At 61.6% G+C, this 25,702-nt stretch carries 29 protein-coding genes; 21 read left to right on the top strand and 8 right to left on the bottom strand.

Going from position 1 to position 25,702, the window contains the following annotated elements; all coding sequences use genetic code 11:
* The first annotated feature begins 249 nt into the window (after window positions 1-249).
* Window positions 250-588, top strand: a complete 339-nt coding sequence (locus tag ACSQ16_RS10525; RefSeq protein ID WP_243260692.1) for a hypothetical protein — start codon at window positions 250-252, stop codon at window positions 586-588.
* 6 nt (window positions 589-594) lie between these two features.
* On the opposite strand, the gene ACSQ16_RS10530 is transcribed toward ACSQ16_RS10525, so the two are convergent.
* The 3 genes from ACSQ16_RS10530 to ACSQ16_RS10540 form a co-directional block, all read right to left on the bottom strand.
* A complete protein-coding gene (locus tag ACSQ16_RS10530) occupies window positions 595-1,305 on the bottom strand; it encodes an endonuclease/exonuclease/phosphatase family protein (RefSeq protein ID WP_243260690.1) in 711 nt (236 codons plus the stop codon).
* A complete protein-coding gene (locus tag ACSQ16_RS10535) occupies window positions 1,302-2,672 on the bottom strand; it encodes a phospholipase D-like domain-containing protein (RefSeq protein ID WP_243260689.1) in 1,371 nt (456 codons plus the stop codon). Before ACSQ16_RS10535 ends, ACSQ16_RS10530 begins: the two co-directional genes overlap by 4 nt.
* 81 nt (window positions 2,673-2,753) lie before the next feature.
* The gene (locus ACSQ16_RS10540; protein ID WP_243260688.1) at window positions 2,754-3,251 is read right to left on the bottom strand and encodes an RNA polymerase sigma factor; all 498 of its coding nucleotides are present in this window, start codon (window positions 3,249-3,251) and stop codon (window positions 2,754-2,756) included.
* Between the two features lie 242 nt (window positions 3,252-3,493).
* On the opposite strand from ACSQ16_RS10540, the gene ACSQ16_RS10545 reads away from it, so the two are divergent.
* Together ACSQ16_RS10545 and ACSQ16_RS10550 are read left to right on the top strand one after the other, a co-directional pair.
* Entirely contained in the window at window positions 3,494-3,751 is a 258-nt protein-coding gene (locus ACSQ16_RS10545; protein ID WP_093926068.1) for a hypothetical protein, read from the top strand.
* Window positions 3,752-4,150: 399 nt separating this feature from the next.
* Entirely contained in the window at window positions 4,151-4,750 is a 600-nt protein-coding gene (locus tag ACSQ16_RS10550) for an outer membrane protein (RefSeq protein WP_093926069.1), read from the top strand.
* 71 nt (window positions 4,751-4,821) lie between these two features.
* Here the strand turns inward: ACSQ16_RS10550 and ACSQ16_RS10555 are convergent, their stop codons facing one another.
* Entirely contained in the window at window positions 4,822-6,003 is a 1,182-nt protein-coding gene (locus tag ACSQ16_RS10555; RefSeq protein ID WP_243260687.1) for a pyridoxal phosphate-dependent aminotransferase, read from the bottom strand.
* A 274-nt stretch (window positions 6,004-6,277) separates the two neighbouring features.
* Here ACSQ16_RS10555 and cysS point away from each other — a divergent pair, with 274 nt between their 5' ends.
* From cysS to ACSQ16_RS10575, 4 genes are read left to right on the top strand one after another with little or no spacing between them, the layout of a single operon-like run.
* Entirely contained in the window at window positions 6,278-7,648 is a 1,371-nt protein-coding gene (cysS, locus tag ACSQ16_RS10560) for a cysteine--tRNA ligase (RefSeq protein WP_243260685.1), read from the top strand.
* Window positions 7,645-9,261: a citramalate synthase gene (gene cimA / locus ACSQ16_RS10565; protein WP_243260684.1), complete on the top strand. Its 1,617-nt coding sequence runs from the start codon at window positions 7,645-7,647 to the stop codon at window positions 9,259-9,261. The genes cysS and cimA overlap by 4 nt, the downstream gene beginning before the upstream one ends.
* A complete protein-coding gene (locus ACSQ16_RS10570) occupies window positions 9,258-9,977 on the top strand; it encodes a class I SAM-dependent methyltransferase (protein WP_243260683.1) in 720 nt (239 codons plus the stop codon). Before cimA ends, ACSQ16_RS10570 begins: the two co-directional genes overlap by 4 nt.
* The gene (locus tag ACSQ16_RS10575) at window positions 9,974-10,738 is read left to right on the top strand and encodes a squalene/phytoene synthase family protein (RefSeq protein WP_243260681.1); all 765 of its coding nucleotides are present in this window, start codon (window positions 9,974-9,976) and stop codon (window positions 10,736-10,738) included. Before ACSQ16_RS10570 ends, ACSQ16_RS10575 begins: the two co-directional genes overlap by 4 nt.
* A 4-nt stretch (window positions 10,739-10,742) precedes the next feature.
* Here the strand turns inward: ACSQ16_RS10575 and ACSQ16_RS10580 are convergent, their stop codons facing one another.
* Complete coding sequence (locus ACSQ16_RS10580; protein ID WP_243260679.1) at window positions 10,743-11,954, bottom strand: MFS transporter; 1,212 nt, start codon at window positions 11,952-11,954, stop codon at window positions 10,743-10,745.
* A 123-nt stretch (window positions 11,955-12,077) separates the two neighbouring features.
* On the opposite strand from ACSQ16_RS10580, the gene ACSQ16_RS10585 reads away from it, so the two are divergent.
* From ACSQ16_RS10585 to ACSQ16_RS10595, 3 genes are read left to right on the top strand one after another with little or no spacing between them, the layout of a single operon-like run.
* A complete protein-coding gene (locus tag ACSQ16_RS10585) occupies window positions 12,078-12,824 on the top strand; it encodes a precorrin-6A/cobalt-precorrin-6A reductase (protein ID WP_435988785.1) in 747 nt (248 codons plus the stop codon).
* On the top strand, window positions 12,821-13,453 hold the full coding sequence (locus ACSQ16_RS10590) for a DNA-3-methyladenine glycosylase family protein (RefSeq protein ID WP_243263173.1): 633 nt from the start codon (window positions 12,821-12,823) through the stop codon (window positions 13,451-13,453). Before ACSQ16_RS10585 ends, ACSQ16_RS10590 begins: the two co-directional genes overlap by 4 nt.
* The gene (locus ACSQ16_RS10595) at window positions 13,450-14,115 is read left to right on the top strand and encodes an alpha/beta hydrolase (protein ID WP_243260677.1); all 666 of its coding nucleotides are present in this window, start codon (window positions 13,450-13,452) and stop codon (window positions 14,113-14,115) included. The genes ACSQ16_RS10590 and ACSQ16_RS10595 overlap by 4 nt, the downstream gene beginning before the upstream one ends.
* Here ACSQ16_RS10595 and ACSQ16_RS10600 read toward each other — a convergent pair.
* Entirely contained in the window at window positions 14,112-14,555 is a 444-nt protein-coding gene (locus ACSQ16_RS10600) for a VOC family protein (RefSeq protein ID WP_243260675.1), read from the bottom strand. The genes ACSQ16_RS10595 and ACSQ16_RS10600 overlap by 4 nt on opposite strands.
* 146 nt (window positions 14,556-14,701) lie before the next feature.
* Between ACSQ16_RS10600 and ACSQ16_RS10605 the strand changes: the two genes are divergently transcribed.
* A complete protein-coding gene (locus tag ACSQ16_RS10605) occupies window positions 14,702-15,286 on the top strand; it encodes an HNH endonuclease (RefSeq protein WP_093926080.1) in 585 nt (194 codons plus the stop codon).
* Window positions 15,287-15,289: 3 nt separating this feature from the next.
* Here ACSQ16_RS10605 and xth read toward each other — a convergent pair whose 3' ends face one another.
* Window positions 15,290-16,072, bottom strand: coding sequence for an exodeoxyribonuclease III (xth, locus tag ACSQ16_RS10610; protein WP_435988786.1), 783 nt, complete (start codon window positions 16,070-16,072; stop codon window positions 15,290-15,292).
* 347 nt (window positions 16,073-16,419) lie between these two features.
* On the opposite strand from xth, the gene ACSQ16_RS10615 reads away from it, so the two are divergent.
* Complete coding sequence (locus ACSQ16_RS10615; protein ID WP_243260639.1) at window positions 16,420-16,683, top strand: DUF6749 family protein; 264 nt, start codon at window positions 16,420-16,422, stop codon at window positions 16,681-16,683.
* Between the two features lie 56 nt (window positions 16,684-16,739).
* A complete protein-coding gene (locus ACSQ16_RS10620; RefSeq protein ID WP_243260638.1) occupies window positions 16,740-17,798 on the top strand; it encodes a DUF6902 family protein in 1,059 nt (352 codons plus the stop codon).
* Between the two features lie 15 nt (window positions 17,799-17,813).
* Here the strand turns inward: ACSQ16_RS10620 and ACSQ16_RS10625 are convergent, their stop codons facing one another.
* Complete coding sequence (locus tag ACSQ16_RS10625; protein WP_067265985.1) at window positions 17,814-18,137, bottom strand: HesB/IscA family protein; 324 nt, start codon at window positions 18,135-18,137, stop codon at window positions 17,814-17,816.
* 96 nt (window positions 18,138-18,233) lie between these two features.
* Between ACSQ16_RS10625 and ACSQ16_RS10630 the strand changes: the two genes are divergently transcribed.
* The 8 genes from ACSQ16_RS10630 (at window position 18,234) to ACSQ16_RS10665 (ending at window position 25,696) form a co-directional block, all read left to right on the top strand.
* A complete protein-coding gene (locus ACSQ16_RS10630) occupies window positions 18,234-19,391 on the top strand; it encodes a deoxyguanosinetriphosphate triphosphohydrolase (RefSeq protein ID WP_243260636.1) in 1,158 nt (385 codons plus the stop codon).
* A gap of 48 nt (window positions 19,392-19,439) precedes the next feature.
* Window positions 19,440-20,060 (top strand): hypothetical protein, encoded by a 621-nt coding sequence (locus tag ACSQ16_RS10635; protein WP_243260635.1) that lies wholly within the window; start codon window positions 19,440-19,442, stop codon window positions 20,058-20,060.
* 106 nt (window positions 20,061-20,166) lie between these two features.
* Complete coding sequence (gene argS, locus ACSQ16_RS10640) at window positions 20,167-21,912, top strand: arginine--tRNA ligase (protein WP_243260634.1); 1,746 nt, start codon at window positions 20,167-20,169, stop codon at window positions 21,910-21,912.
* Between the two features lie 78 nt (window positions 21,913-21,990).
* The gene (locus tag ACSQ16_RS10645) at window positions 21,991-22,995 is read left to right on the top strand and encodes an SPOR domain-containing protein (protein ID WP_243260633.1); all 1,005 of its coding nucleotides are present in this window, start codon (window positions 21,991-21,993) and stop codon (window positions 22,993-22,995) included.
* A complete protein-coding gene (nagZ, locus tag ACSQ16_RS10650) occupies window positions 22,995-24,002 on the top strand; it encodes a beta-N-acetylhexosaminidase (RefSeq protein ID WP_243260631.1) in 1,008 nt (335 codons plus the stop codon). The genes ACSQ16_RS10645 and nagZ overlap by 1 nt, the downstream gene beginning before the upstream one ends.
* A complete protein-coding gene (locus tag ACSQ16_RS10655; protein ID WP_243260630.1) occupies window positions 23,995-24,789 on the top strand; it encodes a segregation and condensation protein A in 795 nt (264 codons plus the stop codon). The genes nagZ and ACSQ16_RS10655 overlap by 8 nt, the downstream gene beginning before the upstream one ends.
* A gap of 3 nt (window positions 24,790-24,792) precedes the next feature.
* On the top strand, window positions 24,793-25,449 hold the full coding sequence (scpB, locus tag ACSQ16_RS10660; RefSeq protein WP_093926090.1) for an SMC-Scp complex subunit ScpB: 657 nt from the start codon (window positions 24,793-24,795) through the stop codon (window positions 25,447-25,449).
* A 67-nt stretch (window positions 25,450-25,516) separates the two neighbouring features.
* Window positions 25,517-25,696, top strand: coding sequence for a hypothetical protein (locus tag ACSQ16_RS10665; protein WP_243260629.1), 180 nt, complete (start codon window positions 25,517-25,519; stop codon window positions 25,694-25,696).
* Window positions 25,697-25,702 lie beyond the last annotated feature (6 nt).

Here is a 25,702-nt window from a genome sequence, read left to right on the forward strand (position 1 = left end):
CAAGATGGACACCCGAAAAGGGTGGGCAGGGGCAGGGCCGCAAGGCCCGCCCCGACGACTGGGCCTACGATCTATCGATGACGTGAACTGAAAAACCTATGGCAGGTCTTTGGGCCTGTTCTCTCTGTCTCACGGGCGGATTTAAGGTTGCGGAAGACCGCAAAGGTTAACTTTCGAAGATCAGCCATTCATCCGTTAACTAAAATTAAACCAGATTCTCCCTATCAAGAGTGGGAAAGGGAGAATTTGATGAAACGTCTTGCTTTAATAGGATTTCTCGCCGGTTCGTTGGCGGCATGTGTGGAGCCTCCGGCCTCGCCAATGGAGGCGGCGGCGCGCAGAGCGGCGGCGGCAGAGTTGACCGCCAAGCAATGTGCCGGATTTGCGGGCGGCTATGAAAGCGTGCAGAAGCTGCGCCATGATGCGAACAAGAATATCGCGACGGCACGCCGGCTGGGAGCGACCGATACGACAATCGCCAAGGCGCGTGCGGATGTGCGCATGGCCTTTGATATGCAGGTTGCCTTTTCCACGCCCCAGCAGGCCTGCAACATGATGGTGGGCGAACTTGCGTGGGCCACGGGGTAAGCGGCGTTAGCGGTGTGCTACGTCGAGCCAGATCGGCAGGTGGTCTGACGCTCGGCGGGTCTGCGAGGTCTCGACCACGCCGCCTTGGCGCACGTAAAGATGCTGATCCAAAGCCATCCGGTCAAGAAAGGCTACGGGCATCCGTGCATGGTAGCTTTTGCCCGGCGCGTGAATGGTGAAACGCTTCGCCAAACGGCCAAGCCCGACCTTTTGCGACCATTCATTGAGGTCTCCGGCGATCAGGGTCGGGCAGGCGGCGCAGGCGTCGAGATGGGCAATCATGGCGCTTAACTGTTCTTTGCGCGAGGGGCGCAAAAGGCCAAGGTGCGAGGCGATGACCCGCAGTTGACGCGAGCCGATGTTTAGGTCCGCGACCATTGCCCCGCGCGGCTCTACCCCGGGCAGTGTCAGATGCGCCACACGGTCAATTTTGGCCGAGGGGCGAACCAGCACCGCGTTGCCATGCCAGCCAATACTCACGTCACTGGGGGTCGGCACGGGGCGCATCCCAGTGGCCTTTTCCACGCGGTCCAGCGGCAGGGCAGATGGGCGCGGGGCACGGCGACGGTCAGCTTCTTGTAAGACCACCACATCGGCATGCAGGCTGCGGATGATACGCATAATCCGCTCAGGATCACGGCGGCGGTCTGTGCCCATGGCTTTGCGGATATTATAGCTGACGATGCGCAGCGATTGCGGGGCTACGGCGGGGATCATAGTATTGGCGCTCCGAGGCGGAAAACCCCTTCGGCGACCTTTCGGATCATCCCAGTGGGCGGCTTTTCCATGGCGCAATGTTCTGACAGATGGGCAAACCAATCGTGCAACTTTGCGACCGTGGCCGCGTCATAGACAAAAAGCGTCACTTCGAAGTTTAGCAACATGCTGCGCACGTCGAAATTCGCCGTGCCGACCAGCCCCATATCGTCAATGATCCCGGCCTTGGCGTGGATCATCCCCGGTTGATAATAAAGCACATGGCCCCCGGCCTCATGCAGATCGCGCAGATAGGCACCGCGGGCAAAATCCGCGAGCCGCTGATTGGAGCGTTCGGGGACCAGTATGCGCACATCCACTCCGCGTCGCGCCGCCGTTGTGAGCGCTGCACCAAGTGCCTCGGTCGGGACGAAATAGGGGGTGACCAACCAGATCCGTGCCTCTGCCAAATGCAGCGCGCGGATCAGACCGTCATGCAGGGGATCTTCGGTAATGTCAGGGCCAGACGGGACCAATTGAACGGTTGCCCCGCCGCCCGTGTCAGCAGCGACCGATGGCGCAGGCTCCAGCGTTTCGCCGCTGGCCACTTCCCAATCGGACCGAAAGACATCCCCAAAGCTCTGCACTGCACGCCCTTCAAGCAAATAGGCCAAATCGGTCCAACCATCCGCGCGTGCAGTGGGGCCGAGGTAATGCGCGCCAATGTTCATGCCCCCTGAAAAAACGCGGGCATCATCGGCGATGATCATCTTGCGGTGATTGCGCAGGTTAAGGTGCCCTGAACCGGGGAATTGTAGCAAAGGAGAGTAAAACCGCACATCGCCGCCCGCCGCACGTAGGCGACGCAAGGCAGCAGCGGGGCCGCGCAGGGTGCCCAAGCGGTCCATCAGCAGGCGTATTTTCACACCAGCTTTGGCCCGTTCGGTCAGCGCATCCACAAAAATCCGCCCCGTCTCGTCATTGGCGACAATATAAAACAGCACATCTAGCTGTTTCTCGGCCCCTTGTATCAGCGCCATTACCGCTTCATGCGCCGCGGTTGGATCGCCCAACAGCCGCAGGTCTTGCCCCTGCGCGGCAGCAGGCAAGCCGAAATACTGCATTGTGGCATCCAGCGTATGCACCGGGTGCGGCGGCGGGCCGCCGGTGTCACCTTTAAGAAAATGCACAGGGGAATAGCGGGAGGATTGTTTGCGAAAGCCAAGGCCCAGAAACAGCGGCACCGCGACCCACGGCAGGGCGATGATAAACAACAGCCACGCCGCGGTCGATTGCGGCGTGCGCCGCTGCTGCAAAATAACGATGGCCGCCAGCAGCGTCAGGACCACGATGATGACAATTTCTAAGTGTGTGGTGATCCAAGACATCGGGTGCGGCTTGCTCCATTTTGCTAACAAGACAAGCAGATAACCCTTTCGATCTTAACAGCAAGCTTTGCCGTAATGGCGCTACATCAATTCCTTCACCGATGTATCTGCCGCCATGTCCATCTCTGCCCGCAACCGCGTGCGGGCGCGGGCCAGCCGCGACATGACGGTGCCAAGGGGCAAACCGGTTTGGTTGGCCAAGGCCTGCGGGCTGCTTTCACCGTCTTGTACCAGTTGCATCAGCGCCAATTGCTCGGGCGGCAGCCGCGCAATCGCGTCCCGAAGATCAGCGCAGGCAAGCCGGGCAGGGGCGGCAGGGGGCGTAAGGGCCATATCGTCGGCTAATTCTTCTGTCTCTCGCTTTTGCCGCCAACGTTGTCGGGCGATGTTGTGTAAAGTGATCATCGCATAGCGGTCGGGCGTCTCTATCACGGTGCCATCGCGCAGGGTCTGTATCAACTTCATCGCGGTTTCTTGCAACAGGTCGTCTGCTTCTTCTGCCGTGTTCGACAGTCGGCGGGCGCGGGCGCTTAGCCGAGGCCACAGGGGGGTGAGCGGGTCTTTTGTATCTGATGTCATCTCTGCCTCTCGTTATTTTGCGTTTGGGGCAGGATGCTGATTTCTGAGCGCACAACCAGTACGCGAAATCCGCCGACGCGGGGCAAGGGGGCTTTTTGGGCGAGGGGCCGCTTAACCATAGGGCTGCAATCGGCAGACCCCCGCGCGGGTCTTGGGGTGGTCGGACGCAAACAGCGATGGGCGCGTCTAACACTATGAAGGCGCCCGAAGCCTTCGCCTCAAAAACCTAACGGAGTATCAAAATGACACGACTGACCAAAACCGCCGCCCTCGTAGCAGCCACATTCGCGGTGCCATCCTTCGTCCTAGCCGACACGGTAGAAGTAGACGCAAATGGCGACGGTCTGCTGAGCGTGGCGGAATTGCAGGCGGTCTACCCTGAGATCACCGGCGAGCAGTTCTCGGTCATGGATTTGAACGCTGATGGTGGTTTGGATGCAGCAGAGATTCAGGGCGCGGGCGAGTCCGGCATGCTGCCGACAGCGCCAGTAGAGGAATGATCTAACACAGAAGGCTTTTGCCTCTCCCCCCAAAAGCTTCGGAAGGGTTCGGATCGAAAGGTCCGGACCCTTTTTGCGGTTCAGGATGTTTAATAGGAAGAGTGGTCTCTCGCTTAAAAGCCGAGGCGGGGCAAAATTAAGCGCCCAAGCTCGACCTCAAATGGCCATTGCGACGACAACCTTCTGATAATACCAAGTAATCTACATTTTCCGCCGGACTATTCTTGCATTTGATACATAACTTGAGCGGTGCTTGGCCTACCAATTGTTGCAAATGTGCGACAATCAGCGCATCGCAATTCTGTGAAGTGAAAAACATGAAACCGAATACTAGATGGGGCGTTGCGTGAGTGACCCTGCGGCGAGGATCGCAGGTCACCTGAATTTAAGGAGCAGAACATGAAACGCACGACAACAATCGCGAGCATCGCCCTCATCGCAACAGGCGCACTGGCCGGCGCAGCCGCAGCAGGCTCGCTCGAAGACACCACAGTCGAAGCACCGGTTTTCACACCAGCGCCGACCCCCGTGGCCGTTGATGGCAACTGGACAGGTTTCTACACCGGTCTTCAGGTTGGCCAAACAGACATCGACAGCGACAGCGGTGCGCTTGACGGTGACGACACATCTTACGGTTTCCACGCAGGTTACGACTATGACTTCGGGAAGTTCGTACTGGGTGGTGAGCTCGACTATGACAAAACCGACATCGATCTGGGCAACAGCGGCGCAGCCGCCGACTCCGTTGCCCGTGCCAAGCTGAAAGCCGGTTACGACTTTGGCAACACGCTGGTCTATGCGACAGCTGGTGCAGCCCGTGCCGACACCGACGTTGGTGATGAAACCGGCCCCTTCGCCGGTGTGGGTGTCACATATAAAGTGACCGATCGCTACACAGTCGGTGGTGAAGTTCTGCAGCACAAATTTGATGACGTAGGCGGCACAGGCGACGATCTTGACGCAACCACGATCTCCCTGCGCGGTTCCATGCGCTTCTGATCTGTCTTGGCGAGGGAACTCGCCCAGATGAACGGGCCGGCTTCCGAAAGGGGGCCGGCCTTTTCATGGGCCTATGCCGCGCGGCTGGCGCGCCCTTCGGCAAAGCTGCACAGGCTTCGTAGTGCTGTTTCAAATGCACTGTCTTCGATGGTCATGGCGACGCGAACATGGCCCGCCGCCGCCGCGCCAAAACTCTCGCCGGGCATGACCGCGATGTGGAGGCTTTCCAGCATTGCGTCGGCAAAATCGCTGCCACTCAGCCCCGTGGCCCGGATATCCAACATCAAATACATCGCCCCTTGCGAAGGCACCAAACGCACCACATTCTGCGCCGCCAGTACCTGATGGGCCAGCGTCCGACGACGTTCAAACGGTGCCCCGATCTCCCGCTCAAGTGCATCACCTTGAGCGAGAGCATAATTGCTCGCGTCCTGAATGAACCCCGGCACGCCGTAGTTGGTATGGGTGGCGAGGTCGATGATATCGGCGATGATGTCCTCAGGGCCGATGATCCAGCCACAGCGGCTGCCTGTCATGGCGTGGGATTTCGACATGGAGCCGATGACCAGCGTGCGATCTGCCATGTCGGGCAGGGCGCGTGGACTGAGGTGTTCGCCCTCCCAAATTTGGGTGTCATATACCTCATCCGAGACCAGCCACAGATCACGGTCTTGGCAGACCTTGGCGATCTCGGTCAAAGTCTCACGGCCATAGATCACGCCGGTTGGGTTGTTGGGTGTGTTTATCAACAGGGCCTTCGCGCCCGTCGCAGCGGCCGCCAGATCCGACCCGCGGGGCAGGAACCCGTGTTCGGCCCGCGCCGCGACCGCGACGGGCCGCGCCCCGGCTGCACGCAGGGTGCCGGGGTAGGTGGCATAATAGGGGTCAATGTAGAGCGCCGCATCGCCGGGATCGCAAGCCGTCATGAAAGCCGCGAAAAGCCCCGCTTGCCCGCCCGGCGTCACCACCACATTGTCGCGCGTCGTGCGCACGCCGGTCCGCTCCTCGGCCCGCTTTGCGATCCGGTCGCGCAGGGCATCTTTGCCCGGAACGGCGGCATAGCCGGTATGACCCGCGAGCGCGCTGCGATGCATCTCTTGCAGGATCGGGGCGGCGGTGCGGATGTCATGCTCGCCAATGGTAAGCTCGGTGACGGGCACCCCCGCCGCAATCATCGCACGCGACTTGTGAAACACCTCCCAACCGTCGGACCCTCCGGCCAGAACCCCTTTGATGCGCGATGATCTATCCATGATGCCTCCGAAAATTTCCGCACAAGGGGGCAGAGCCTTGAGGCTTTGTCAATCCGCGCGGGGAAGGCGGGGGGGGAGCGGTTGTGTAAAACTTAACCGGACAAGGGGCTTGGCGCAGGGCGGCGCGCTTGCTACAACCCGGTCATGAACACCGCAACGCTCATTATTTGCTGCATTACCCGCTGAGACATCCTCGCGGGCCGCTGTTCACGTCATTCCCATTCTGACAAAACTATGCCAAGCCCGCGTCACACCCGCGCAAGGACGCCTGCCCATGACCCGTGACCTGACGATCAAGCTGCACAACACCGCCACCCGGAAGAAAGAGGATTTCACGCCGATCGATGCGCAGAATGTGCGGATGTACGTCTGCGGTCCCACGGTCTATGACCGCGCGCATCTGGGCAACGCGCGGCCCGTGATCGTGTTTGATGTGCTCTTCCGGCTGCTGCGGCACGTCTATGGCCCCGAACACGTTACTTACGTGCGCAATTTCACCGATGTGGATGACAAGATCAACGCCCGCGCCGCCGACAGCGGGCGCAGCATTGGCGATATCACAGCCGAGACGACCCAGTGGTATCTCGACGACATGGCCGCCGTCGGTGCGCTGGAGCCCGATTACATGCCGCGGGCCACGCAGTACATTCCGCAGATGATCGCGATGATCCGCGGCTTGATCGATGAGGGCTACGCCTATGAGGCCGAAGGCCATGTGCTGTTCCGGGTGCGCAAATATGCCGAATATGGCGCGCTTTCGGGCCGGTCGGTTGACGACATGATCGCGGGCGCGCGGGTTGAAGTCGCGCCTTACAAAGAAGACCCGATGGATTTCGTACTCTGGAAACCTTCGGATGAGGGCACTCCGGGGTGGGAGTCGCCTTGGGGGCAGGGCCGTCCGGGCTGGCATATCGAATGCTCCGCCATGGCGCATGACCTGCTGGGGGAGCGTTTCGACATCCACGGCGGTGGCATCGACCTGCAGTTCCCGCATCATGAGAATGAGATCGCCCAGTCGAAATGCGCGGGCCACGGGTTCGCCAACTACTGGCTGCACAATGAGATGTTGCAGGTCGAGGGCAAGAAGATGTCCAAATCCTTAGGCAATTTCTTTACCGTGCGCGATCTGCTGGACCAAGGCGTGCAGGGCGAGGTGATCCGTTTCGTGATGCTTTCGACCCATTACCGCAAGCCGATGGACTGGACCGAGAAGAAGCGCGAGGAGGCCGAGAAGACCCTCCGCAAATGGTATCTTCAGGCGGCGGAGGCCGAGGCCGCGACGCCCGGGCCCGAACTGGTGGCACTTTTGGCCGATGATCTCAACACCCACGGTGCGCTGACCGAATGCCACCGTCTGTCGAATGCGGGCGATACGGCAGGTCTCCGCGGGGCGTTGAAGCTTTTGGGGCTGCTGGATGATCTGATCCCCGAATGGGCCGCGGTGCAGGCGCTGGATCTCAGCGATGTCGAGGCTTTTCTGAGTGATGCCCGTGCCACCGCGATGGAGACCAAAGATTTCGCGCGGGTCGACCGGATCAAAACCGCGCTCACCTCTGTCGGGATCGAAGTCCAGATGAGCAAGGACGGCGTGAAACTGACCCCACCGCCCGGCTTTGATCGGGCGCAGTTGGAGGGGTTGTTGTGACGCGCGAACGTCTCTGGCTTTATGACACCACGCTGCGCGATGGGCAGCAGACCCAAGGCGTTCAATTCTCCACCAACGAGAAACGCCAGATCGCCGAAGCACTCGACGCCGTTGGCGTGGATTACATCGAAGGCGGTTGGCCCGGTGCGAACCCGACCGACAGCGCGTTCTTCGACGCGGCACCGCCCACCTCGGCACGGCTCACCGCTTTTGGCATGACCAAACGCGCGGGCATGTCAGCGGAAAATGACGACGTTTTGGCCGCCGTATTGAACGCCGGAACGCAGTCGGTCTGTATCGTCGGCAAGACCCATGACTTCCATGTGGAAACCGCGCTTGGGATTACGCTGGAGGAAAACACCGACAACATCGCCAAATCCATCGCCCATCTGGTCGCCCAAGAGCGCGAGGCGCTGTTTGATGCCGAACATTTCTTTGACGGCTATAAGGCCAACCCGGACTACGCTCTTGAGACGATCCGCGCGGCCTATGAGGCGGGCGCGCGTTGGATCGTCCTTTGCGACACCAATGGCGGCACGCTGCCCGATGAGGTTGGCCGCATAACCCGCGCCGTGATCGCGGCGGGCATTCCGGGAGATCATCTGGGCATTCACACCCATGACGACACCGAAAACGCCGTGGCCTGCACGCTGGCCGCCGTTGACGCGGGCGCGCGGCAGATCCAAGGCACGCTCAACGGGCTGGGGGAGCGCTGTGGCAACGCCAACCTCACCACCCTGATCCCGATCCTGCTGCTGAAAGAGCCCTATGCCAGCCGCTATGAGATCGGGGTGAGCCCCGAGGCGCTGCGCGGGCTCACGCGCACCAGCCGCATGTTGGATGAGATCCTCAACCGCGTGCCGATGAAACAGGCGGGCTTTGTGGGATCGTCGGCCTTTGCGCATAAGGCCGGGCTCCATGCCAGCGCCATCGCCAAAGACCCCAGCACCTATGAACATATCGACCCCGCTCTGGTCGGCAATACCCGCATCATCCCGATGTCGAACCAAGCCGGACAGTCCAACCTGCGCAAACGGCTGAGTGATGCTGGTCTGGCCGTGGCCAAGGGGGATCCGGCGCTTGGCCGGATCTTGGAAGTGGTCAAGGACCGCGAGGCGCAGGGCTATGCCTATGACACCGCTCAGGCGAGTTTCGAGCTTCTCGCCCGCGACGTGATGGACCAGTTGCCGCATCTTTTCGAGGTGGAGCGTTACCGCGTTACGGTCGAACGCCGCCGTAATGCCGAAGGCCGGATGGTTAGCCTTTCCGAAGCGGTCGTGGTGGTCGATGTCGACGGAGAAAAACGGCTCTCGGTCTCGGAATCTCTGGACGAGGACGGCGCAGACCGCGGTCCGGTCAACGCCCTGTCAAAAGCGCTGGTCAAAGACTTAGGGAAATATAGCAGCCTACTGGACGACATGCGTCTGATTGACTTCAAAGTGCGTATCACCCAAGGCGGCACCGAAGCCACCACCCGCGTCATCATCGACAGCGAAGACGGGCAGGGGCGGCGCTGGTCCACGGTGGGCGTCAGCGCCAACATACTCGACGCCTCCTTCGAGGCCCTGCTAGATGCGATACGTTGGAAATTGATCCGGGACCGCGCCCAATGACAGACGATATGACCGCCTTTTTCACCCTGCACCGCGACCTGCCACGCGAAGGGCCGGGGGAGCCTTCGGACGTGAACTGGGCCGTGGAACAGGTCGACCTGCCCGCGCGGGCCGAGATCGCGGATGTGGCCTGCGGCCCCGGCAGTGACATCGGTGCCCTGCGCGCAGCGATCCCGCAGGGGCATGTCACCGCACTCGATAAAACCGCGCATTTCGTCGACACCGCCCGAGGGCGTTTTGTTGCGGATAGCAATGTCACCCTGCTGCGCGCGGATATGGCCGCCATCGCCAATGAATACGACCTGATCTGGTGCGCCGGTGCGGTCTACTTCCTTGGCGTGACAGAGGCGCTGAGCCGCTGGCGCAAATCCCTCCGCGCGGGTGGCGTGGTGGCCTTCTCCGAACCTTGCTGGTTGACCGATGCCCCCTCGGACGAAGCCCGTGCGCAATGCGCCGACTATCCAGCGATGAGCGACGCGGACGGCATCTCCGACCGGGTCCGCGCGGCGGGGTATGAGGTCGTGGCGACCCGTGTTCTGTCGGAGGAGGCTTGGGAAAATTACTACACCCCTTTAGAGGCCCGCATCGAAAAGCTGCGCCCCGGTGCGGATGACGAATTGAAGAGGATGCTTGATGCCACTGAGGCGGAAATCGCCTGCTGGCGCGCGCACCGGGACGAATTTGGCTATCTGTTGACGGTGGCGCGCCCCGTATGACTTTCGACGCCAACCTGAACGCCTGCGCCGCCATGGTAGAGCGCGCCGACCCGTGGCGCTTTCGCGCCGCCATGGCCGCCCCAGTCGAGACGCGCAAGCTGCTCTTCCCGCTCTATGCCTTCAACGTCGAAGTGGCCCGCGCGCCATGGGTCACCCAAGAGGCGATGATCGCCGAGATGCGCCTGCAATGGTGGCGCGACGCGCTGGAGGAGATTGCCAAGGGCGGTCCCGTCAGGCGTCACGAAGTCACCACGCCGCTGTCCCGTGCGATTGCGCCGGAGGATGCGGAACTGCTGGATGAACTTGTCGCCGCGCGGCGGTGGGACATCTACAAAGACCCCTTCGAGGATGCTGCGCATTTCGAGCGCTACATCGACCAGACCGCAGGCCATCTGATGTGGGTCGCCGCACGCCGCCTTGGCGCGACGGAGGAAGCGGTTGTGCGCGATGTGGCCTATGCCACCGGCATCGCCGCTTGGCTCTGTGCGATTCCGAATTTGGAAGAGGCGGGCCGTGTGCCGCTACTGGATGGCACGGCGGAAGGGGTTTCGGCCCTTGCCAAGGGAGCACTGGACCGCCTGAAGGCAGCGCGGGCCAAACGGGAGCAGATTCCAAAGGAGGCGAGGGCCGCATTGTTGCCTGCCGCCCATGCCGGACCTGTTTTGCACGCGGCTGTAGCAGACCCGCAAAAGGTCTCCGAAGCAGGCTTGCCTGACCCGCGCCGCCATTTCGCGCTGCGGGCCATGGCGTCGCGCTGGTAGGCGCTTAGCTGAGCTGCGTCTCCTTGCGGCTGCGCAGCACCAGCCAGATCAGCGAGCCACCGGCCAGCACCAAGAACGGCACCATGGCGAGATTCACCGCCGCCCAGCCTTCCTGCGCCGTGCCGCCCGAACAGTTCATCAAACCGCCTGAAGCGAGCGAGGCGACGGTCACGCCGCCGAACACCAGCAGATCGTTCAGGCCCTGCATCCGTCCGCGCTCATGCGGCTCATGCGCGCCCGCGAGCATGGTGGTGGCTCCGATGAAGCCAAAGTTCCAGCCCAGCCCCAAAAGGATCAGCGCGACAAAGAAGTTGCCTAACTCCACCCCCTGAAGCGCCACCAGGCCAGCGGCGGCAAGGATCGCAATGCCAAGGCCCATGATCCGCTCAACGCCGAAACGGTTGATAAGATGACCGGTAAAGAAGGACGGCGCGAACATCGCCAACACATGGCCGGTGACCACATAGCCCGCGTTGTCTTGGCTAAATCCGCAGCCAACGACGGCCAGCGGGGTTGAGGTCATCACGAGGTTCATCAGCGCGTAGGATACCATGGCACAAATCACAGCCACCGCGATGCGCGGCGTGGTCAAAAGCTCCCAAAGGCTGCGGCCCTTGGGCGCGTCATGGGCCGGGACTGGCGGCTTGGGGATGTCGATGAAAAGAAACAGCAGCGCACCGATAAGGTTTACCGCCACCACCGCCAGATAGGTGCCAAGAAAGGGCACCACGAGGCTGCCCGAGGTCGCCGTGGCAAGCTGCGGCCCGATGATCGCAGAGACCAGCCCCCCGGCCATAACGTAAGAGATCGCCTTGGGTCGGAAGTCATCCGACGCGGTATCGGCGGCGGCGAAACGGTAAAACCCTTGGGCAGACATATAGACGCCGGTGAGTAGGGAGCCGACCAGAAAGACTGGGAAAGATGCCAGATAAAGCCCGTAGGCCGCGACCGCGCCGCCCAAGGCACCGCCCGCCGCGCCCAGAAAGAACCCCGCGCGGCGGCCATAGCGCTGCATAATGGCCGAGACCGGCGTGGCCGAAAGCATGGAGCCCAGCACGATCATCGAAATCGGCAGTGTCGCAAGACAGACATTGGTCGCCAGTGACTGCCCGGCCAACCCGCCGACGAGGAAAATCATCGGCATCTGCGCCCCGAGAAAGGCCTGTGCTGCCACCAGCACCGCTACGTTGCGCCGGGCGCGTCTGTCGTCGATCATGTCTGAATTCCTCACTTCCCGCCAAGGCGTAGCCCTGCCGATGCGTAAGGGCAAGCCCGGCCCCGGTTTTTGCGCCTCCGATCCCGCTTGCGCCCGGCGGCAAGCTCACCGATGATTGCCCCGATGACCGCCCCGAACCGTCCCTCGCTGAACCTTCTTCTGCTCGCTGGCACTGCCGAGGCGCGGCAGCTTGGCGTCGCCTTAGCTGAGGCCGGGCACAGGGTCACCGCGTGGCTGACGGAACCGCCGCGCGGGAGTAATCCGATGCCGATGGCGTTTGAAATGCGCGATGCCACGGATGCAGCGGCCCTGCGGCGCGATATGGCGGGCTTTGATGCGGTGCTCGATCTCAGCCATGGGTTCGATGCGGGGCTAAGCCACGCAGGTTTCGCCGTCGCCACGGCCATTGGCAAACCCTTCGTCAGCTTTTCGCGGCCTGTCTGGCCTTTGGACAACCCGCTGCTGCAATCGGCGCCCGATGTGACGACAGCCGCCCGTGCGGTGCCGCCCGGGGCCCGCGTCTTTGCCGCCACCGGCTGGGCGAGCCTGCCCGCGTTCCTGCCCTATGAGGGTACGCGCCTCATGCTGCGCCAGACCAGCCGCCATGACCGGCCCGCACCCTATGACTTTGTCGACCTGATCTTTGGCGATCCGCCATTCACCGTGGAGAGCGAAACGGCATTGTTCCGTGACCTCGGCGTCGACCTGCTGATCTGCCGCAACCTCGGCGGGCAGGCCAGCCGGCCCAAGGTCGACGCCGCCCTGTCGCTCGGCTTGCCAGTAATCCTGATTGACAGACCGCCACTGCCAGAGGACGCGCCTTGCCTGACCGATCTCGACGCGATTTTGGATTGGGTGGCAAGCCTGTGAACCTCGCGCCTCCAATCACCTGCGACGCCGATGTGGCCGAGGGCGCGGCATGGCTGGCCGAGCGAGAGCCGCGTTTCGCCATGGCGCTGGCCCAGACCGGCCCGCTGCCTCTGCGCCTGCGCCCGCCCGGTTTCGCCGGGCTGCTCGACATTATCGTGGGGCAGCAGGTGAGCGTAGCCTCGGCCCGGGCGATCTATGCGCGGCTGGTCACGGCGGGGTTGGACCGCCCTGAAAACGTCCTGCACGCGGGCGACGAAGGTCTGCGCGCTGCAGGGCTGAGCCGCCCCAAAGCGCGCTATGTGTTGGCTTTGGCGGAACGTGATTTCGATTTTGACGCGCTACATTGCCTGTCCGATGACGACGCCACCGCAGCACTGATCGCCATGCCGGGCATCGGCCCGTGGACCGCGCAGGTCTATGTGATGTTCTGCCTTGGTCGGCGCGATGTCTTCCCAAGCGGCGATCTGGCGTTGCAAGAAGCCGCGCGGGGGCTGTTCGATCTGCCCGCCCGGCCAACGCCGAAAGACCTCTCCGTCATGGCCGTCGCTTGGTCACCTTGGCGGTCGGTTGCGGCGCGGCAGCTCTTTGCCTACTACCGGGTGTTGAAACAAAAGGAAGGATTGTCATGACACGGGTTTTGAACGCCGAGCGCCGCGAGCCGGTCTCTGGCACCACACGGTCGGTTGTGGTGTTCCTGCATGGCTACGGCGCCAATGGCGCTGACCTGCTGGGGCTGGCCGATCCGATGAGCGAGCACTTGCCAGACACGCTGTTCATCGCCCCCGACGCGCCCGAAGCCTGCGCCGGTGCACCGATGGGCTTCCAATGGTTCCCGATCCCATGGATCGACGGATCGTCCGAAGAGGAATCGATGCGCGGAATGATGAGCGCGGTCGAAGACCTTGACGCATTCCTCGACGCGCTGATGGTGGACGAAGACGTGCTGCCCGAACAGGTCGTACTTTTCGGCTTTTCCCAAGGCACGATGATGTCGCTGCACGTGGCACCTCGGCGTGAAGATGCGGTAGCGGGGATCGTGGCTTTCTCGGGCCGCCTGCTGAACCCCGAAGCGCTGGCCGAGGAGGCGCGGGTGAAGCCACCGGTGCTGCTGGTGCATGGCGATGCCGATGACGTGGTGCCGCCGCAATCCCTGCCGCAAGCCGCCGAAGCGCTGCAAGAGGCTGGCTGGCAGGACGTGTACGCCCATGTGATGAAGGGCACCGGCCACGGCATCGCGCCGGATGGCTTGAGCGTGGCGCTGGCCTTTATGCGCGATAAATTGGGACTTTAACCCTTCATCTCATCCCAGAGCCAAGGTTCGGCGAATTCAACCGAATTGCCAGCCGGGTCGCGCACATACAGTGAGCGCGCCCCGTTGGGCCAGTCAAAGCTGGTGTCTTTCTCGATCCCGGCGGCCTGCAGCCGCGTCTCCATCGCGGCGATCTCATCCCGTTCCATTGCAAAGCAGACATGCCCCGGCCCCCGCGCCCCATGGGGCGGCACCGGCATCTGCGGGTTGCCGGGCGGCTGCGCCGTCGCTGTGGGGTTGAAGATCAGCAGCACCGATGGCCCAAGCGCAAAGAACATATGCCGTCCCGATACCTCTTGGAACAATTGTAAGCCCAAGTGATCGCGGTAGAACTGTCGCGCGCCATCCAGATCATCGACATACAGCGCGGCTTCAAGCAGCGCTTGTGGGGCGGGGGCATCGGGCAGGGACTTATCTGTCATGCAATAAGGTTAACAGACTCTGCCTATCTGTCACGCATCTGTCGTACTTGGCTGGCAAAACCGGCGACATCTAGTGGTTCACCTTTGTCTTGCCAGAGCGAAACCGCGAGATATAGTGAAGAGAAACGGGCAGAGGACGCGACCAGATGGACGGCGATTTCAGGACCGAATTTACCCGCCAACCGGCGGCTTTGAAACACCGCCCTGCGCTGGTGCTTAACGCGGATTACCGACCTTTATCCTATTACCCGCTGTCGCTTTGGCCTTGGCAAGAAGCCGTCAAAGCCAAATGGCTCGACCGGGTTGAGATCGTCGCCGAATATGACGAAGTGGTGCGCAGCCCCTCGACAGTGATTAGGATACCCTCGGTTGTCGTTCTAAAAGACTATGTCAAACCTCAAAAGCGCGTGGCCTTCACGCGCTTTAATTTATTTCTGAGGGATGAATTTCGCTGCCAATACTGCGGCGCGAAGGGGGATCTGACCTTTGACCATGTGGTGCCCCGCGCCGCCGGTGGGGTGACAAGCTGGCAAAACGTGGTCGCCGCCTGTAGCCCGTGCAACCTCCGCAAAGGCTCGCGGCCCCTGCACCGCACGGGCCTTGCCCTGCGCAAGCCGCCGCGCCAGCCTGCCGCTGAAGAACTGCGCAACATGGGGCGCAAATTTCCGCCCGGGCATCTGCACGAAAGCTGGATGGATTTCCTTTATTGGGATGCCGAGCTGGAAGCCTGACGCTTAGATTTCCAACTCGACCCAGATCGGCACATGGTCCGACGGCTTATCGCGCCCGCGCACGTCACGGTCGATCTGGCAAGCGCGCAGCCGGTCCGCCACGGTCGGTGACAGCAGAAAATGGTCTATGCGAATGCCGTTGTTTCGGTTCCACGCACCTGCCTGATAATCCCAGAACGAATAATGCCCCGGCCCCTGGGTCCGCGCGCGGAAGGCATCGGTAAGGCCCAGGTTCACAAGCCGACGCCATGCGGCGCGGGACTCGGGACGGAACAGGGCATCTTCGCGCCAGTTGTCGGGTTTGGCGGCGTCTTCGGCCTGCGGGATGATGTTGTAATCGCCCGCCATGAGGAAGGGCGTTTCTTCAGCCAGCAGCGCCTCGGCGCGGGCCTGAAGCCGCGTCATCCACGCGAGTTTGTATTCATACTTTGGCCCCGGCACCGGGTTGCCGTTGGGCAGGTAGAGCCCGCAGACCCGAAGCGCCAAATCGTCGCCCACGACCGTGGCCTCAATCCAGCGGGCCTGATCGTCTTCGTCGTCGCCCGGCAGGCCACGGGTTACATCCTCCAGCGGCAGCTTCGACAGGATCGCCACGCCGTTGAAAGATTTCTGTCCGTGGGTTTCGACGTTATAGCCGCGCTCTTCTAGCATTTCGCGGGGGAAAGCCTCGTCGACCGACTTGATCTCTTGCAGCACGACAACGTCCGGCTGCGCCTCGTCAAGCCAGTCGGGAAGGGCCGCCACGCGGGCCTTGATACCGTTGATGTTGAAACTCGCGATCTTCATATCCGGCCCCCTTAAGATGTCCGACTGCTATCGCGCAAATGGCATCGCGGAGCAAGGGGGAGGCTTGCGCGTTTAGGGTGATTCTACGGGGATTGTTTCCACTAATAAGGGAATTACGGGAACATGTAATCCCTCTTTGTCATGAGACAGCTCTGTGGATCGAACTTTTTTTGCCCAGCATCAATGAAGGAAAAGCGATCCAAGCGGAGGTAATGCGCAGTGTACCTAATGTGGATAAATCTTTCAGGACAAAGACTTAGACGGAAATCAGTTGGCGAAACAATCTTAAAGTGCATCAGTGTATGAACTGCACGTTTAAATGGTAATTTGCTCGAAAGGACTTCGATATGACTACGACTACCGCAACAGTTTTCACCCCACTACCGGCACCTATGGACGACGACAACCTGATGACACTTGGCGCGGGAATTGGGCTTTTCACCACGGGTCTTAATCGAGTGGGCAGCGACATGCTCATGGGTGACGGGGTGGAGCTGTTCACCACTGGGTTACAACAAAACACCGGAACCATCGCGCAGGGGGCGGGGGTGGGCCTCTTCACCACTGGGCTTTCCGTCTCTGAGGCGCAGGTGCTGCCATTTGGCGCCTGAAACCTGATAAAGCGGGCGGATTTCACCGCCCGCTGTCCCTTGTTGGAGGCCATCTAATGACCAACGTTGTTCTGCTCAAGCCCGAAGTAAATTCCGACATGGCAACCCGAAGAACGCGACTGATCCGCGCCTTTGCCAGCGAACGCCGTCAGCAGGGGGATGTCTTTTGGTTAAAGGAAAACGCCGAATTACTGGGGGTGCTGGCAAGTACAGGGGTCGGATTGGATGCCGAGGCGCTCAAGCCGCTTATCACCTTCCATTCAAAGGGCCGCAACATGCTCCGCGATTTCCCGCAGTACTACCGTTTTATCCTGTCGCTCTGCCTCGACCTCGAAGAGCTTGGCTTGCCGGAACTTCACGGGGCGGCCCTCTGCGATGAGGTTGCCCGCGCGGGCCTAGAGGGCGCAGAACTTTCCGATCTACAACGTGCTGAAGCACGCCGGCTGTTGCGTCGCCGCGCTGTCGGGCCGCGAGTCGGTGAGGGTGCGCTTGGCGAGCGGTTGCATAACTTTATTACCCGCAGCGCCACCTTCGCCATGCCCAACCGAAAGGCCGCGTATGAGCTCACACATATTGTCTACTATCTCTCGGACTATGGCCGCCGGGATCCGAACTTGTCAGAAAAGGCTCTGCTGAGTTTGCAGTTCACCGGGCTGCTCGCTTTTCTTGACCAAGATATAGATCTGCTCGCCGAAGTCTGCGCCGCGCTGCGATTTGCCGGGGTGGCTCCAGCGAGGTCGTGGGAGAACTTCGTGGCGGATTGCCACCGTGCCTTTCGCATTCAGGTGGATATGAATGCCCCTGTGCAAGACGATTACCATCAATGGCTCGTCACGGGTTGGGCCATGCAAATCGCGGGCCGCCCCCCGCACCCGCAGCACATGTCCGATGGGGCGCTGCGGTTTAAATGCCGTTCCCCGGGGCAGGGGGCGCTGCGGCCCTTGGTAGCATGTCTGAGCGATATGGGGGCGCAGCGCAGCGCAGATTGGGGGCATATGCGCCCGCACGTTCTGTCTTATCTTGGGCCAGAAAGCCACGCTGTCTTACTCGCGGCTGAGCAATCTGGTCCGCATTTCGAAGAATTCTTTGAGGGGTTTGCACGGGCGCGCGGTTAGACGCGTCCGGAAAGCTTACATCGAGAAAGATGTGCCGCAGCCGCAGGCCGCCGTCGCATTGGGGTTCTCAATCGTGAACCGCGCGCCGATCAACTCTTCGGTGAAGTCGATCACCGCATCGGCCAAAAACGGTAGGGACACGCTATCGACCACCACTTTTTGACCACTGCCTTCCAGAACGAGGTCATCCTCGGCAGGTTCGTCCAGTGCGATGTCATACTGAAACCCCGAGCAGCCGCCGCCTTCGACAGCGATGCGCAGGGCTTTGCCTTCGTCGGCGGCCCCGATCTCGGCGAGGCGTTCAAAGGCGCGGGGGGTGACTTTGGGGGGCAGGTTCATCTGCGGGCTCCGATGCATCGGTTTTCTTTCGCGTTCCCCTAACATATAGAAACCACAAGGACAGGTCACAAGGACCGCGAGAGAGGACCAGCCGCAATGCGCGCAGAATTTGCCTCGGATCCGGACACCGCCAGGGGACGGTTGGTGCCGGAGGAGGAAAGCACGTTTCGCTCCTGCTATCAGCGGGACCGGGACCGGATCATTCACGCCTCCGCCTTTCGGCGGCTTAAACATAAGACGCAGGTCTTTGTCGAACATGAGGGCGATTATTTCCGCACCCGTCTGACACATTCGATCGAAGTGGCCCAAGTGGCGCGCACCATCGCAGGGGCGTTGCGCCTGAACGGCGAGCTAACCGAGGCCGTGGCGCTGGCGCATGATCTGGGCCACACGCCCTTTGGCCACACCGGAGAGGACGCGCTGCATAAGTTGATGGCGCCCTACGGTGGGTTTGACCACAACGCGCAGGCGATCAAGATCGTCACCACGCTGGAACGGCACTATGCCGAATTTGACGGGCTGAACCTGACGTGGGACACGCTGGAAGGGATTGCCAAGCACAATGGGCCCGTCACGGGCGACGTGCCTCATGCGCTGGCTGACTATAACGCGCGTCATGATTTAGAACTGCACACCCATGCCAGCGCCGAGGCACAGGTGGCCGCGCTTTCGGATGATATCGCCTATAACAACCACGATCTGCACGACGGGCTGCGGGCGGGTCTGTTCACCGAAGAAGAGATCGCAGAGCTGCCCATGGTCGGTGCGGCCTATGCGGAAGTGGACCGGCTTTACCCCGACACCGACAGCTATCGCCGTCGCCATGAGGCGCTGCGGCGGGTTTTTGGGGTGATGGTCGGTGATGTGATCGAAACATCGTCCAAATTGCTGAAAGAGGCGGAGGCCAAATCCCCCGATGCCATTCGTCATCTGGGTCGCCCGGTGATCCGCTTTTCGGATCCCGTCTGGCAGGATCTGCGCGAGATTCGAAAGTTCCTGTTTACCCGCATGTACCGCGCCCCGTCGGTGATGGAGAATCGCGAGAAGGTGACAAAGGTCGTCGAAGACCTCTTTCCGCTGTTTCTGTCTCAACCCAACCTGTTGCCCCGCCATTGGGCGGCGGCGATCGAGGCGGCAGAGGATGAAACCACGCTGGCGCGGATGGTCTCGGATTACATTGCAGGCATGACGGACCGTTTTGCGCTGCAAGAACACGCCCGCATCTTTGGCAGTGATTTGCGCAGCTTCCGCTAATCTTTGCGGCATGGTAGCCTGTCTTTTGTGATCCATAGGTGACGTGACATGATACAAACCCCCGTTCTCCCGGAAAGTCTGGCCGGTGACGCGACCTTCGCGATCCTCTCGGCAGGGCAAGCGCCGGGCCCAACGGTCGCCAAACGCGCGGCTGGTCTGGGGGCAGAAGTCGTGGCGATGGACCGCGACCCCGCCGTCCTGGCACGGCTGATGAGCCAGTCGCCCGCACGGGTCGAAGGGCTGGCGCTTGCCGGGGATCTGGTCAGCCGGTTCGAGCCGCTTTACCGCAACTGGGGCGGCACGCCGCTCCATTTGGTGCTGAACCTGATGCCGCTTGATCCCGATGATTGCGCCCAAGGCATTGACGCGCAGATCCGGGGGCTTTCTGCGCTGGTGCGGGCTTTGGGCCGGGGTTTGGTGGCCGGGCAGGGGTCCGTTGTAACCGTTCTGCCGCGGCCAAGCCAGCCGCTTGCACTTGCCGGATATGGGATGATCGGAGCCTTTGAGGCTGCCAATGCCGCGCTCGATAAGGTATTTGGCGCGCGGGGGCTGCATTTTCATCTGATAACCGTGCCCGAGGGGCAGGCCGAATTGGCCGCAGACACCGCGCTGTACCTTGGGTCCGAAGCTGGCCGACGGCTCCGAAGTGGGCGTTTGGACCTCGGCTGACAACGCCGCTTCAAACGCCACTCCCTCACATGGGCCATCGCGGCCCGCCGCTTCATTGACTGCACCTCCGCACATGATAAACGGGCGGGGAACAAGGATACCCGACATGAACCTATTTGCCGAAATTCGCCATCTCATCATTGCGACACTGGAACAGATGGTCGCGCAGGATGCTCTGCCTGCGACCCTGAACTTTGACCCGATCACCGCCGAGCCGCCGCGTGACCCCGCGCATGGCGATATGGCGACCAACGCCGCGATGGTGCTGGCCAAGCCCGCGGGCATGAAGCCGCGCGATATTGCCGAAGCATTGGCCGCGCAGTTGCAGAACGATCCGCGCATCACCTCTGCCGAAGTGGCCGGCCCGGGCTTTATCAACCTGCAGCTTGCGCCTTCGGTCTGGCAAAACGTGGCACAGCAGGTCTTGAGCCAAGGCACCGACTTTGGCCGCGCGATCCTTGGCGCCGGTCAACGGGTGAACGTCGAATATGTCTCCGCCAACCCAACCGGCCCGCTGCACGTGGGCCACACCCGTGGCGCGGTCTTTGGCGACGCGCTGGCCAGCCTGCTGGATTTTGCAGGCTACGACGTGACACGAGAATACTATATCAACGACGGTGGCGCGCAGGTCGATGTTCTGGCGCGCTCGGTCTACCTCCGTTACCTCGAAGCCAATGGCAAAGAGGTGGCCTTCCCCGATGGCACATACCCCGGCGACTACCTGATCCCGCTGGGCGAGGCGCTGGCCAAGATGTATGGCGACAAGCTGGTCGACCAACCTGAGAGCGAATGGCTCGATCATATCCGCGACTTTGCGACCGACGCGATGATGAACCTGATCCGTGAGGATTTGGCTGCCCTCGGCGTTGAGATGGATGTCTTCTACAGCGAGAAATCTCTCTACGGCACCGGCCAGATCGAAGCGGCGATTGCCTCACTCGAAGCCAAAGGGCTGATCTACGAAGGCGTGCTGGAGCCGCCAAAAGGCAAGAAGCCCGAAGATTGGGAGCCGCGCGAACAGACGCTGTTCAAATCCACCGAACACGGCGATGACGTGGACCGCCCAGTCAAGAAATCCGACGGCTCGTGGACCTATTTCGCCCCTGACATCGCCTATCACTATGACAAGGTCAGCCGCGACTTTGACATGCTGATCGACGTCTTTGGCGCGGATCACGGCGGCTACGTCAAACGGATGAAGGCGGCGGTGTCGGCATTGAGCGATGGTCATGTGCCGCTCGACATCAAGCTGACGCAACTGGTGAAACTCTATAAAAACGGCGAGCCGTTTAAGATGTCTAAGCGGGCAGGGACGTTCGTGACCCTGCGCGATGTGGTCGATCAGGTTGGGCCGGACGTTACGCGCTTTGTCATGCTGACGCGCAAAAACGACGCGATGCTCGATTTCGACTTCGATAAGGTGCTGGAGCAAAGCCGCGAGAATCCGGTGTTCTATGTGCAATACGCCCATGCTCGGGTGGCTTCAATCCTTCGCAAAGCGCAAGAGGCCGGGGTCGAGGTTGCCGATGCCACGCTGATGGATGCGGATCTGACCAAGCTGGATCATGATGCAGAACTTGGCCTGCTGCGCAAATTGGCTGAATGGCCGCGTCTGGTCGAAACCGCCGCGCGCAGCAACGAGCCGCACCGGGTGGCCTTCTACCTCTACGAATTGGCGTCCGATTTCCACAGCCTTTACCACTTGGGCCGCTCCGAAGACGGGCTGCGTGCGTTGCAAGAAGGGGACGCTGCCACATCGCAGGCAAAAATCGCCCTGTCGCGTGCCGTTGCGATTGTAATCGCGGCGGGTCTTGGTATTCTTGGCGTCACACCGGCACAAGAGATGCGATAACCGCACCAGCGCGCCGAAAACAGGCAACCCCAAGATAGACCCGCGTGGCGATGTATCACGTCGGGCAAAGAGGCAGAGATGGCAGATTTCACGTCTTCCCCGACGACGGCGGGCTATGCGCCCGATTCCGCGCATGGATACGCAGTGGGCACCGCGCCCAAGACACTGACAACGCTCACCAATATCGCTGGCGCCGTGGTTTCACTGGCGCTGGTCGCAGGGATCGGCGTTTGGGGCTACAAACTGTTGGTGCGTGATGTGACGGGCATTCCCGTGGTCCGCGCCGTCCAAGGTGAAATGCGTGTGCGCCCCGAAGAACCCGGCGGAGAATTGGCCCGGCATCAGGGGTTGTCGGTCAACGTAGTGGCCGCCGAAGGCAACGCCGGACGCCCGGCCGATCAGCTGCGGCTCGCGCCCCGCCAGATCGAATTGCAGGACGAAGACCAGCCCGTTCAAGTGGCGATGGTTGCCGGAAAGCCACAAGGCGAGGCGACCAAAGCCGTGGCTCAAGGTGACGACGGTAATCTGATCGACGCCTCTGCCGCGATCCGCTCAGGCAACGTCCAAGACCTTGTTGCTCAGCTGACCAATGGTGTGGCCCCATTGAGCGGTGAGGCGGCGGCCGACCCGGTCGATACTGCCGTCGCCATGGCGCTGGCCGATACATCGGCGCAGCCTAAGGTGGTCAAAGCCGTGCTGAACGCACCCGGCGTACGCAATTCGCTGCGCCCCCGCCGTCGCCCCGCAGGTGGTGCCGTGGTGACGCCTGCATCGGTCCAAAGCAATCCGGTCAAAGCCGCCACGCAAGAGGTCGATCCCGCGGCCCTTCCCGCAGGCACCCGCATGGCGCAGCTTGGTGCATTCGACAGCCCAGAGGTTGCCCGCGAACAGTGGGATCGTCTTCAGGGCCGCTTCGGCGCCTACCTTGAAGGTAAAAACCGCGTTGTTCAAAAGGCGACCAGCGGTGGCCGGGTGTTCTACCGCCTGCGCGCCATGGGTTTTGACGATATCGCCGATGCACGGCGCTTCTGTTCGGCTCTCGTGGCTGAAAACGCGGATTGTATCCCGGTGGTGATGCGCTGATGCGCCCCTTCGGGGCCACGATCCTCGACGCCACGGGCCATCGGCTCAGTGTCGAGGAAAAGGCGTTCTTTCGGGACGTGCGGCCCTTTGGTTTTATTCTTTTTTCTCGCAACATCGACAGCCCCGACCAAGTTCGCGCACTTTGCGAGGAGATGCGCGAGGCGGCGGGCCACGAGGCGGTAATCACCATCGACCAAGAGGGCGGCCGCGTGCAGCGCATGCGTGCCCCGGAGTGGCGCGATTGGATGCCGCCGATGGACCTTGCCGCCCGCGCGGGGGATCATGCGCGTCGAGCGTTCTACCTTATGTACCGGATCATAGCCCATGAGCTGCACAGCGTCGGCATCGACAGCAACTGCGCGCCGCTGATCGATGTGGCGGTGCCCAAGACGCATCAGTTTTTGCGCAACCGCTGCTACGGCGAGACGCCGGGGCAGGTGGCCGAGATTGGCCGGATCGTGGCCGATGCACTGCTGGCGGGGGGCGTCTTGCCGGTGATGAAACATATGCCCGGTCATGGCCGCGCCACGCTCGACAGCCACCACAATTTGCCGCATGTCGATGCCCGTCGGATTGATCTGGAGGCGGTCGATTTTGCGCCGTTCCGCAGCCTGCGTGATCTGCCCATGGGGATGACAGCCCATCTGGTCTATGACGCGTTGGATGATAGCCCGGCGACCCTGTCCGCTAAGGTCATGCGCATCATCCGTGAGGATATTGGCTTCGATAACCTTGTGATGACAGACGACATCTCGATGAAAGCGCTGCAAATGACCCCGGCGGAGAGCACCCGCGCCGCCATCGCGGCGGGTTGTGACGTGGCCCTTTTCTGCAATGGCTTGCTGGAAGAGCGCCGCGCTGTGGCAGAGGCCGCTGGCGAGATGACACCCGCCGCCCAGACCCGCGCCCTGCGCGCAATGGATGCGCGGCACCCCCCCGATGACGTTGACATCGATGCTCTTTGCGCCAAGCTTGAGGCGCTTCAGGGCGGGACATTGCATGGCTGAAACGGCATTTGAAGAATACAGGGACGGAGCAGGCGGCTCCGTGGCCGACCGGCTGGCTGCTGAGGCCTTCATCATTGATGTCGAAGGCTATGAAGGTCCGCTTGATCTGCTGCTGTCGTTAAGCCGGACCCAGAAGGTTGACCTGCGCAAGATCTCGGTGCTGCAACTGGCCAGGCAGTATCTGGCTTTTGTTGAGCGGGCCAAGGAGTTGCGGCTGGAATTGGCGGCAGACTACCTTGTGATGGCAGCATGGCTGGCGTTCCTCAAGTCGCGCCTGCTGTTGCCTCCGGACCCTACCGAAGAAGGCCCGTCAGGCGAAGAGATGGCCGCGCATCTGGCGTTCCAATTGGAACGTCTCCAAGCCATGCGCGATGCTGCCGCAAGGCTCATGGCGCGGGACCAACTCGGCCGGGACTTCTTTGCGCGGGGCCAAACCCATGAGATCACCCGCGTCAAAAAGGTGACCTATACCGCCACCTTGCTGGACCTCATGCAAGGCTACGCGCGCACTCGCACCCGCGATGATTTCCGCCCCTTCGTGATGGACCGCGACAAGGTTTTCACCATGGAAGAAGCGCTGGAACGGATGCGCGGGCTGATTGGCTATGCGGGCGATTGGGGCGATCTGAACAGCTATCTGCCCGAAGGTTGGGAGAGCGATCCTGAGCGACGACGCTCTGCCACGGCGGCGACCTTTGCGGCCTCCCTGCAACTGGTCAAAGAGGGACATATGGAGATCCGGCAAAAAGAGAATTTCGCCCCCATCCAACTGCGCAAGAAGGATTGATGCGTGTCGGAAGACGTTGAAACAAAAGAAAAGAAGCTGTTCGACGCGCCCTCGCTGGCCGAACAGGAACGTATGATCGAAGCCGTGCTTTTCGCCAGTTCCGAGCCGATCACCTTACGTGAACTCGAAGCGCGCCTACCGCGCGGTTCGGACGTGGGCGAGGCGATGGCTTTCCTGCGCCACCGCTATCAAGGGCGCGGCGTGCAGGTGATGAAGGTGGGCGATGCCTATGCCTTTCGCACCGCGCCGGACCTTGGCTTTTTGATGCATCGGGAAACGGTCGAGACCCGAAAACTCAGCCGCGCCGCGATCGAGACCCTGGCGATCATTGCCTATCACCAGCCCGTTACCCGCGCAGAAATCGAAGAGATTCGTGGCGTCGCGGTCTCTCGTGGGACGGTCGATCAACTGCTAGAGATGGAGTGGATCCGCTTTGGCCGCCGTAAGATGACACCGGGCCGTCCGGTGACCTTTGTGGTGACGCAAGAGTTTCTCGATCACTTCGGTCTGGAAAGCGCGCGAGATCTGCCGGGGCTGAAAGAGCTGCGCTCTGCCGGGCTGTTGGAGAACCGCCCGCCTGCCGGTCTGCTGCCCACCGTAGGCGATGGCGAGGACGAGCCGGAGACCACCGAAGGCCAAAGCGAGCTGTTCGAAGATTGATGGGCGGGGGGCTGGATTCCGGCCCCGCGCACCTACATCAAACGGGCTGATCCGAAGGAGAGGGCCGATGAAACCGATCGGTAACATGGTCATACGTCACCTCATGCGCCGCCTGCTGTCGCGCGGGGTAGGTGCTGGTGCGCGACGTACCGGCAAACGCGGAGCCCGCAAGAAGGGTGGCGCATTAAACGCAGGCGCTGCGCAGCAGGGCATTCGGATGCTGCGGCGTTTCTTACGATCAAGGTAAGCGTCC

This window comes from Sulfitobacter sp. SH24 (genome assembly GCF_965641895.1).
Taxonomy (GTDB): Bacteria; Pseudomonadota; Alphaproteobacteria; order Rhodobacterales; family Rhodobacteraceae; genus Sulfitobacter; species Sulfitobacter dubius.